The following is a 10140-nucleotide window of genomic DNA, read 5'->3' as shown; positions in this document are numbered from 1 at the left end:
TCGGAAGCCAAGTAACCGCCACCCAGTGTACAAACCCTGGTGGATACAGCTTAGTAGCACCTACCGTGGATGATTGTGATGATTCAAATAATTTAGTTTACCCAAATGCCCCAGAAATTTGTGATGGTATCGATAACGATTGTGATGGAGACATAGACGAAGGAGTAACAACAACGTTCTATGCAGATATAGATGGCGATGGTTATGGAGATTTTTCAAACGCATTAGAAGCCTGTTCACAGCCAGTTGGTTATGTTACCGATAACAATGATTGTGATGATACTGATAATACCATTAACCCTGCAGCTTTTGATGTCCCTGACAATGGTATAGATGAAGATTGTGATGGTTTGGACAGTACAACATTGGATGTAAAAATCTTTAACCTTAATAATACTTCAATTACACCAAATCCATTTAATGATATTATCATTATAAAGCTTCCATTAAGTTTTAATAATGATGAGTTTAATATTAAAGTATTTGATTTGAATGGACGCCTTGTTTTTGATAATCAGTACTTAAGCAAAAATGGTTCGATAAATGTAACAGGCTTAAGTAAACTAGAACAAGCTCCTTATTTGTTCAAAATTACAAGCAAAGAAACAGGTGCTAGTATTATGAAACGATTAATAAAACATTAATGAATTCGTTCAAAAAAAAGTAAATTATAAAAGGCCGAGTACTTAAGTACTCGGCCTTTTATAATCAAAGAAACAAAAAGAATAAAACAATATATTGACAAACAAATAGTTACGATAAAAAGTGAATAACAAAAATAATATTATAATAAAATATATTAAAACGCTAATAATCAGTAATTTAATTATATTAAATTGTATTTCATCGATTATATTTGTATTTCATAGAGTTTTACCTTAGATTTGAAGCTTAAATAATTAGTCCCAAACTAAAATTTAACCTCTTATGAAAAAAATTACTTTTTTAGTAAGGTCTAGTATACTCATAATAAGTATCCTAATTTCCTCAATTGCATTTTCGCAAAGTCAAACTTTCACAAATTCAGGTACTTTTACAGTGCCCGCTGGAGTTTCTCAAGTTACAATACAAGCTTGGGGTGCTGGTGGTGGTGGAAGTGACCGAAGTGGAAATGGGAATGATGGTGGAAATGGAGGTGCCGGTGGTGGTTTCCGTGGCGGAACTATAGCTGTTACCCCAGGTGATAACATAACCATAACGATAGGAGCCGGAGGTAATGGTGCAGTTGATGGAAATGGAAACGATGGTTTTAATGGTGGAAATACTATAGTATCTCATACCATTGGTACTATTACGGCTAACGGTGGTGCTGGAGGAGTTGTTGGTAATACCGCAGGAGGTCCTGCTGCCTTAGGTGGTGGGGGTTCTTTTACTGGAACAGTTACGAGCCAAATTGCCTTTGATGGCGGTAATGGTGGTATTGGAGATATCAATGCTGGCGGCGGCGGCGGCGGCGGTGCTGGAAGTAGCCAAAACGGCGGAAATGGTAGTACTATAACTGGTGGATTAGGTGGAACATCTAACGGTGGCAATGGTGGTAATGGCGGTAATGGCGGAAGCGGTTCTGTTGGCCAAAATTATGGTGCTGGGGGCGGAGCTGCCGGTGATGACAATGGACCTAGAGTTGGAGAATCGGGTGCGCCCGGTTTAGTTATTCTTAATTGGATAGTTACTATACCAGAAATAAATATTCAGGGTAACGCAACAAATATTGCAGATGGCGACACTACTCCATCAATTGCAGATGACACAGATTTTGGTAGTGTTGATGTTATAGCTGGATCTAATGCCAATACTTTTACTATTCAAAATTTAGGAACTGGAACTTTAAATCTTACAGGAGGCCCACTCGTGAGTATAACTGGAGCCCATGCTGGAGATTTTACAGTTACTGCAAATCCTGCCAGCTCTGTTGCAGTATCTGGAAGCACAACATTTACGATTACTTTTAATCCAAGCGATACGGGACTAAGAACAGCGTCCGTAAGTATAGCGAATGACGATAGCGATGAAAACCCTTATAATTTTGATATACGAGGAACGGGAACCACCACACTACAAGAAATAAACATTCAAGGTAATGGCGTTGATATTACCAATGGTGATATTACTCCAAGTTTAAGTGATGATACTGATTTTGGTAATGTTCTAGAATCAAGTGGTACCAATGCCAATATCTTTACAATTCAAAACTTAGGTACATTAAGCAGTTTAAATTTAACTGGAGCATCACCCTATGTAACTATTTCTGGAGCTAATGCTTCGGATTTTACACTAACAATCATTCCCGCTTCAACCATTGCAGCAAGTAGCACTACTACATTTGAAATCACTTTTGACCCTAGTGCTTTAGGTCTTAGAACGGCGAGCATTTCAATAGCAAATAATGACACCGATGAGAATCCATTTACTTTTGATATTCAAGGAACAGGTGTGCTTATAACTGCTCCCGGTGGTATTGATACCGATTTACAACTTTGGCTTAAGGGTAATGCTGGTTTAACTTATACCGATGGACAACCGGTTAGCACTTGGCAGGACCAAACAAGTAATGGCTATGATGCCGTTGCTCCTGTCGTAGGAGTGGAGCCAACTTATCGCGATGATCCGGCATTTAATATTAATTTCAATCCGGTCGTTGATTTTAATAATAATTCATCCAGTTTCAGATTAGATGGTGATTTTTCATTTGATGACACAACTACAGAGTTTTTACAAGGTACGGGCGGTTTCTATTCACAGGACTTATTTGTGGTATTACTACCAAATGTCACGGTTAATAATTCTTTTGGAAGTATGGACGTTTTTTGCGGCGATGAAAATATAGCAACTAATGAAACAGATGCTACTGGTTTAGGTTTAGGTGCCTATTCAGTTCGATTTACGGGTGAAATTATATCTTATGCCCATGGAACAACAAGTGGTGGACTAGGATATGGTGTAGCGGAAACTGGTACTGGAAACACCTATAGTAATGCTGGTATTATTAATGTTAGAAATAACTCTGGAGCTACACAACAAGAGCTATACTATAATGCAACAGATATAGAAACGGTTCAAAATGATATTCCAGATTTTGCCAATGTTAATAACTCAAGATATTGGATTGGACGAAGTGAAGGTTGGGAGGCAACTACAGACGCAAGAATCGCTGAAATTATTACATACTCATCTCGCAAAAATGATGCAGATGCGACACAAGAACGTAATAGAATACAATCCTACTTGGCTGTAAAATATGGAATAACATTAGCTCCCGATCAAACAGTTGGATCGAATTTTGGAGCAACAACACAAGATTATGTAAATGGTGGAGGTAACGTAATTTGGGATCATTCCAACAATGCTCCCTACAATCACGATATTGCAGGCATAGGACGTGATGATATCTCTGAGTTAAACCAAAAACAATCTAGTAGTATCAACAATGCAACAGATGGTTCTGGCCCTATCGAGGGTATACTTACTATAGGTTTATCAGATATTTATGACACAAATAATCAAAATATAAGCAATAATCCAGTAACATTCGGAGATAGACAATTTCTTATGTGGGGAAATAATGGTGCCGATTTAAATTTAGCTGCTGCAACCATAGCTGTAGACATGAGCGCGGGAATTGGTGGACTAAACACACCTGTTTCATTTACGGCAATGCAACGCGTATGGAAAGTGGTAGAAACTGGTGGAGATATTCCATCATGTAAAGTAAGGATACCCCAAAGTGCCATAAGAAACATAACCCCACCTGGAAGTTATTTAATGTTTATATCGGATACGGGTGTTTTTGACCCCACAGCTGACTATAGAGTTATGACGCCAGATGGTAATGGAAACTTAGAAACCGATTATAACTTTAATGCAACAAAATATATAACGTTTGGATACGCACCCCAAGTTATCGCCGAGCGATCTGTATATTTTGATGGGATTGTTGATTATATCGATGTAGAAGATAATTTAGATTTAAACGCAACTGAGTTTACACTATCGGCTTGGATTAAACGTGATACAGGAACTACCAATGCCTCTATTTTATCTAAAAGAAATGCGGCTAATAGCGAAGGATACGATTTAAGAATAAACGGTGCTGGCAGATTAGAATTCAGCTTAAACGGTGGCGCCGCTACTTTAACATCAACGGTAGCTATTCCAGAAAATGAATGGCATGAAGTAGCCGTAATTTACAATAGCGGTAGCGCTACATTATACATTGATGGTGTTGCAGATACATCTGCAACCGGCTTACCAGCTCCAATCGCTACGAATCAAAAATTCTTGATTGCAGCAGCTGATGGTTTTGACCCCAATACAACAGATTACTTTGCAGGAAGTATAGACGAAGTTCGTGTTTGGAACAGGGCGCTTACTGTTGGACAATTACACTATATTATGAATCAAGAGCTTGTTGACAAAAGTATAACTACAGGTTTAAATCCACTACCTTTAATTCAAGGGTATGTAATTCCTACAACTATTTCAAATAATGAAATAGCAACAATACCATGGACAGATTTAGCAGGATATTATCCTATGAGTATTTACACATATACAAATACCAATGATATGTCTGGCAATGGAAATCAAGGTGCGTTGAGAAATTTAGATACCGTTGATTATCAAACGGCTCCACTACCATATCAATCGCAAGCCGCTGGCTCTTGGGATGCCGATGCTACCTGGTTAAACAATGCAGAGCAAACATTACCAAATGCATTATCTATAGTTGACGGAACAACTCCAATTGATTGGAATATAGTAGAACTTAACCATGATGTGTACTTAGGCTCCTCTTCTACTGCTGCCAGAACAAGGGATTGCTCTGTAGAAGCTTTAATTATCAACAGTGGTGATTTACAGGTAAATGGTGATACCGCTTCCAATACTGGAATTGGTTTAACGGTAACCCATTATCTTAAACTAGATGGTACAATTGATTTAGAAGGTGAATCTCAACTAGTTCAAACAGATAGAAGTGATTTTGATACTGCCAGTACAGGTACTTTAGAACGCGATCAACAAGGTTATTCAAATACCTATTTATATAACTATTGGTCTTCTCCTGTTGCCCCAACTAGTAATTCTAGCTACACAGTAACGGATATTTTCAGCAATGTTGGTTTCTTGACCTCTGGCTATAATGGAACGGCATCTCCCGTGCAAAATGCCGATTATTGGGTGTGGAAATATGCGAATAGAGCAAATGACACCTACGCATTGTGGCAACAAGTAAGAAGCACAGGTTCATTATTAGTTGGAGAAGGATTTACGATGAAAGGCCCAGGGACTGCTACATTGGACCAAAACTACGTTATGCTAGGACAACCTAATAATGGAGATTTTAGCTTACCCATAACTTTAGATAATGAGTATTTGATAGGTAACCCATATCCTTCAGCTTTGGACGCTAATCAATTCATTCTTGACAATATTAGTGTGGCTGATGGAGGAACCAATGCTACAAATGTTATTAATGGTGCTTTATATTTTTGGGATCATTTTGCAATTAATAGCCATTATTTATTAGATTATCAAGGTGGTTATGCCGTATATACACTTTTGGGAGGTACCATAGCCATATCTACAGATACTAGAATTAATGCCTCTTATGCCTCTGGAACCAAACAACCTGAAAGGTTTATAGCCGTTGGCCAAGGATTTTTTGTATCAGCTGTTGATGATGGAGGAATAGCTGGATTGAGCCAACCCATTGTAGGTGGAAACATTTTGTTTAAAAATGGCCAAAGAGCATTCCAAAGAGAGATGATTTCAGGAAGCAATAGCGGTTCAGTATTCTTAAAAAACAGTAACAAAACTAAAACAACAACTAGTATTCCTGAAGAAGATACTAGAGAGAAAATAAGACTTATGTTTGATTCTCCAGAAGGATACCACCGCCAACTACTGGTTGGAGTTGATGAAAAAACGTCTAAAGATTTTGATTTAGGTTATGATGCCTTATTGTCGGAAAATAATAAAGAAGATATGTACTGGGACTTAAATGGTAGTAAACTTATTATTCAAGCCTTAGACAATTTTAATCAAGACCAAAAAATACCTTTTAATTTAAAAATAGCAAAAGAAGGATTGGCTACGATAAGAATTGATAATTTGGAAAATATTAATACTAGTAAAAACATATTTGTACACGACAAAGAACTGGATATTTACCATGATTTAAGACAATCAAATTACGATGTATTACTATTACCTGGAGAATATACCAATAGGTTTGAAATTACATTTGCTAATGCTACTTCTCTATCTGTTGATGAATTTGATGATACTTATTTACAAGTTTATTACTCGAATGAAAAAGCAAGTATCATGATTATGAATCCGCAATTAAAGAATATTCAATCTATAAAAATGTATAATGTTTTAGGACAGCTCGTTTTTGAATCTCATAAAAATACCGATGAAAAACATATTGAATTAAAAACAAATCATATTAAAACCGGCACTTATATTTTAAAATTAGAAACCAATGAGCGGTCAATGACCAAAAAAGTATTGGTTAAATAAAAATATAGTTAAGGTTGTTTACATCAAAAAATAAATTAACCATTTACATATCTATTGAGCCCTAAATTAGGTTTAGGGCTCTCTAATAAAAACGTATCGCCTAATCTTCAAAAAAATGCTTTAAAATCATATAAAATATGCTGAATTAGTAAACTAATACTTAGCCTTAACTAACCCCCTACCTATGAAGAATATTATTTTTAATATAATTACACTGATATGGCTTTGCCAGTGTAATTTAGAGTCTTATGCTCAACTTCATACAATTCCTAGTTGCGGTAATAATTATAGCTTAAATTGGAGCACGAGTACTACGGACAATAATAATTATTGGTATCCTGGAAGTTTATCTAACACGTTTACTAATGTAGATGGTTCTGGAATAGATATGACTATAACGTTCTCAGGAGAAACAAGTACGTTAGGTTTTTGGGCAGGAAACACACCAAAAGTAGGCACACAATCTAGCTATTTATACAAGGGAATTGATTTACTTTCTAGAGGTTTTACAGGTGAAGGAATCACTTGTACTATTACATTTAGCCAACCTGTATATGCCTTTTCTTTTGATATTCACCACATAAATAAATGGGAAACTAATGGCGATAAATTTACTTTTTCAGGCAAAGACTTAGAAGGAAATACTATTTATCCAGAATTTACTAATTCAGCAACAGCTTCCTATATTTCAGATACCAGTTCAGGGATTGTTAATGCTATTTCCAATATAACTTCAGGAGAAAGCTCAATTATAGGAGTTAATTTTAAAGACCCTAACTATATTACTAGTGTTTCGTTTTTATGGGAAGATTGTGACACCTGTGACCATATGCAACTACATGCAACTGGAATAGGAGATTTTAGCTTTTGTACCCCTCAAACATTAGATTTTGATGGTTTTGATGATTATATTAATAGAAGTGCTTTTTTAGGAGGTATGGATGAAGCAACCATGATGTCTTGGGTAAAATTGGATAATACCTCCAATGGTAGCGAAATTATGGGACAACGAAACTTTAGATTATATCTAGATCAAAACAAAACATTAAAAGCCTTCATAAAAACCAGTAATGGCACAGATATATACTCACCAGATTTAACCAATGCCATTTTAACAGAGAACATTTGGTATCATACAGCCTTAAAATTTGATGGCATCACAGGCAGGGTAACACTATTTTTAAATGGAAATATCATTTGGAACTATGTAGATAACTCTTTAATAGGAACATTTTTAAATGACTCCCCATTGTGGAATTCAAACCATGATTTTGAAATTGGTCGTAATACAGAGTTTGATAATAATTATTTTAAAGGGGCAATTAACGAGTGCAGAGTATACAATAAAGCTTTAAATATCAATCAATTAAAACAACAAATTAATCAAGAAATTGAGAATAATAATGGTAAGATTAGGGGTTTAATCATACCAATGGATTTAGAAGGATTAAATTGGAGTGATTTAATTCTTTACTATAAAATGGATATTTTAAATACAGGATTCACTCCAGATGCGTCTACAAGTAAAATAGATGGTAAACTTAATAACATGAAGTTTACTTACCAAGATTATACGGCTCCCCTACCTTATGTTACAACCCCAAGCTGTAACGGGAATTGGGATAATGAAAACAATTGGCTACATGGCGATGAATGGGATTTAAACGATGTCTTATCAAATCATTCAATAATTCAAGTTAAGGGAAATCTACAAATCGATAAAGATATTAACACCTTAGGCCTCATAATTGATGATGGTGCCACGTTGCAAATAAAACAAAACTCTGAATTGTATAATTCTTGGTACTTAAAACTTGATGGAACATTAAATTTAGAGGGGGAGTCTCAATTAATTCAAGCAGAAAATAGCATCCTCGATGTAAAAAGCTCTGGAACTTTAATAAAGGAGTTAAAAGGAACAGCCGATAAATTCACATATAATTATTGGTCATCTCCAGTTGGAAAACAAAATAATTCAACCATCAATAATAACTACATCGTAAAGGATGTGTTTACCAATATACAATTCTTAACCTCGGGTTATAATGGTGCTATAAATCCCGTATCCATTTCAGATTATTGGATATGGAAGTTTGGAAATAAATTAAGTGATAATTATTCTACTTGGCAACATATTCGAAGTACTGGTGAAATTTCAGCTGGCGAAGGATTTACGATGAAAGGCCCAGGCACTGGTACAATTGATGAATTTCAAAATTATACCCTTGAAGGTAAACCAAATAATGGAGACATTAATATAAAGGTATATGCTGGAAATGATTATTTGGTAGGTAACCCATACCCATCGGCCATTGATGGTATTAAATTCATTCAAGATAATAAATCGAGCCTTTCTAGTGAAGGAGCCTCAAATGGTACACTTTATTTTTGGAAACACTGGGGCGGTGGTTCACATATAGCCAATGATTATCAAGGTGGTTATGCCACATTCTCTCTCTCGGGAGGAGTACCTGCAGCATCAAGAATTACTAATGAAGATACTTTTTCAACAGGAGGAAACCCTGATGACATTCCAAATTTATATATACCTCCTGGTCAAGGTTTTTTCACAACGGCAGAAACTGATGGTTTTATTAAATTTAAAAACAGCCAACGTGTTTTTAAAATTGACGAGAGTACTATTCAGGATACTCGAATGAAATTAAGAATTGGTTTTAATTCTGTAAATAATTTACACAGACAGTTACTAGTTACAGAAGATGAACTTGCATCTCCAGGATACGATTGGGGATACGACTCCAAATACATCGATACACAAAGTGATGATTTGTATTGGTTAATCAATAATGAGAAATTCACTATTCAAGGTATCAATAGCATTAATGAAGAAACCGTTATGCCTTTAGGTATTCACACCAAAACAGATGGGTTTAACAGCATTTATGTTGATAAGGTGGAAAACACACCAGAGGCTTTAAATATTTTTTTGCACGATAAAGAATTAAATTTATACCATGATTTAAAACAAGGAAAGTATGAAACCTATTTAGTAGCTGGCGAATATTTAAATCGATTTGAGATTACGTTCTACAAATCTCAAACATTAAACACCGATGTAGTCGAAACAAAGTTGATTGAGGCTTATTTTTCAAATGAAAAAAACAAAATAGTTATTAACAATCCGGCTTCAAAACTAATTAAATCTGTTGAAATATTTAATATTCTTGGACAGTCCCTTTTCAAATTCAATAAAAACACTTATGAAACTTATTTAGAATATAACGCCTCCCAAATCAAACTTGGAAACTATATACTGACAATAGAAACTGAGTTTGGCAATGTTTCTAAAAAATTCATTATAAGGTAATTATAAATAAAAATGTCGGTGATTTCTTCATTTTTAATGTGGGAAAACCGTAAGTTAAAAACTAATGAATAAAGTTTTCATTTTTTCCTTTTTCTTTCAATTAAAATTTTTAATTTGAAAAAAATTCAACTAACCAAACAATTTACCAGTATGAAAAAATTATTGCTCCTCCTAGTTATTTTATTATCAACCTCGCTTGGCTTTTCCCAAAATCCAAATGAGGAAAAAGCTGAGAAGTATTTAGCTTTAAAAAAGGAACTAACATTTACTTTTAAAGTTAAAGACCG

3 protein-coding genes are annotated in these 10140 nt (G+C 35.1%); all 3 read left to right on the top strand.

Features of this window, described 5'->3' with window-relative positions; all coding sequences use genetic code 11:
* On the top strand, positions 1-644 hold a 644-nt coding region (locus ABD963_RS15140), incomplete at its 5' end, for a putative metal-binding motif-containing protein (RefSeq protein WP_345278300.1).
* Positions 645-927: 283 nt separating this feature from the next.
* Entirely contained in the window at positions 928-6525 is a 5598-nt protein-coding gene (locus ABD963_RS15135; RefSeq protein ID WP_345278298.1) for a choice-of-anchor D domain-containing protein, read from the top strand.
* A gap of 184 nt (positions 6526-6709) precedes the next feature.
* On the top strand, positions 6710-9853 hold the full coding sequence (locus ABD963_RS15130; RefSeq protein ID WP_345278295.1) for a LamG-like jellyroll fold domain-containing protein: 3144 nt from the start codon (positions 6710-6712) through the stop codon (positions 9851-9853).
* Positions 9854-10140: the final 287 nt, after the last annotated feature.

The sequence above is a fragment of the Litoribaculum gwangyangense genome (genome assembly GCF_039543505.1).
In the GTDB taxonomy this organism is placed as follows: domain Bacteria; phylum Bacteroidota; class Bacteroidia; order Flavobacteriales; family Flavobacteriaceae; genus Litoribaculum; species Litoribaculum gwangyangense.
This window is presented reverse-complemented; position numbering and strand designations above follow the sequence as displayed.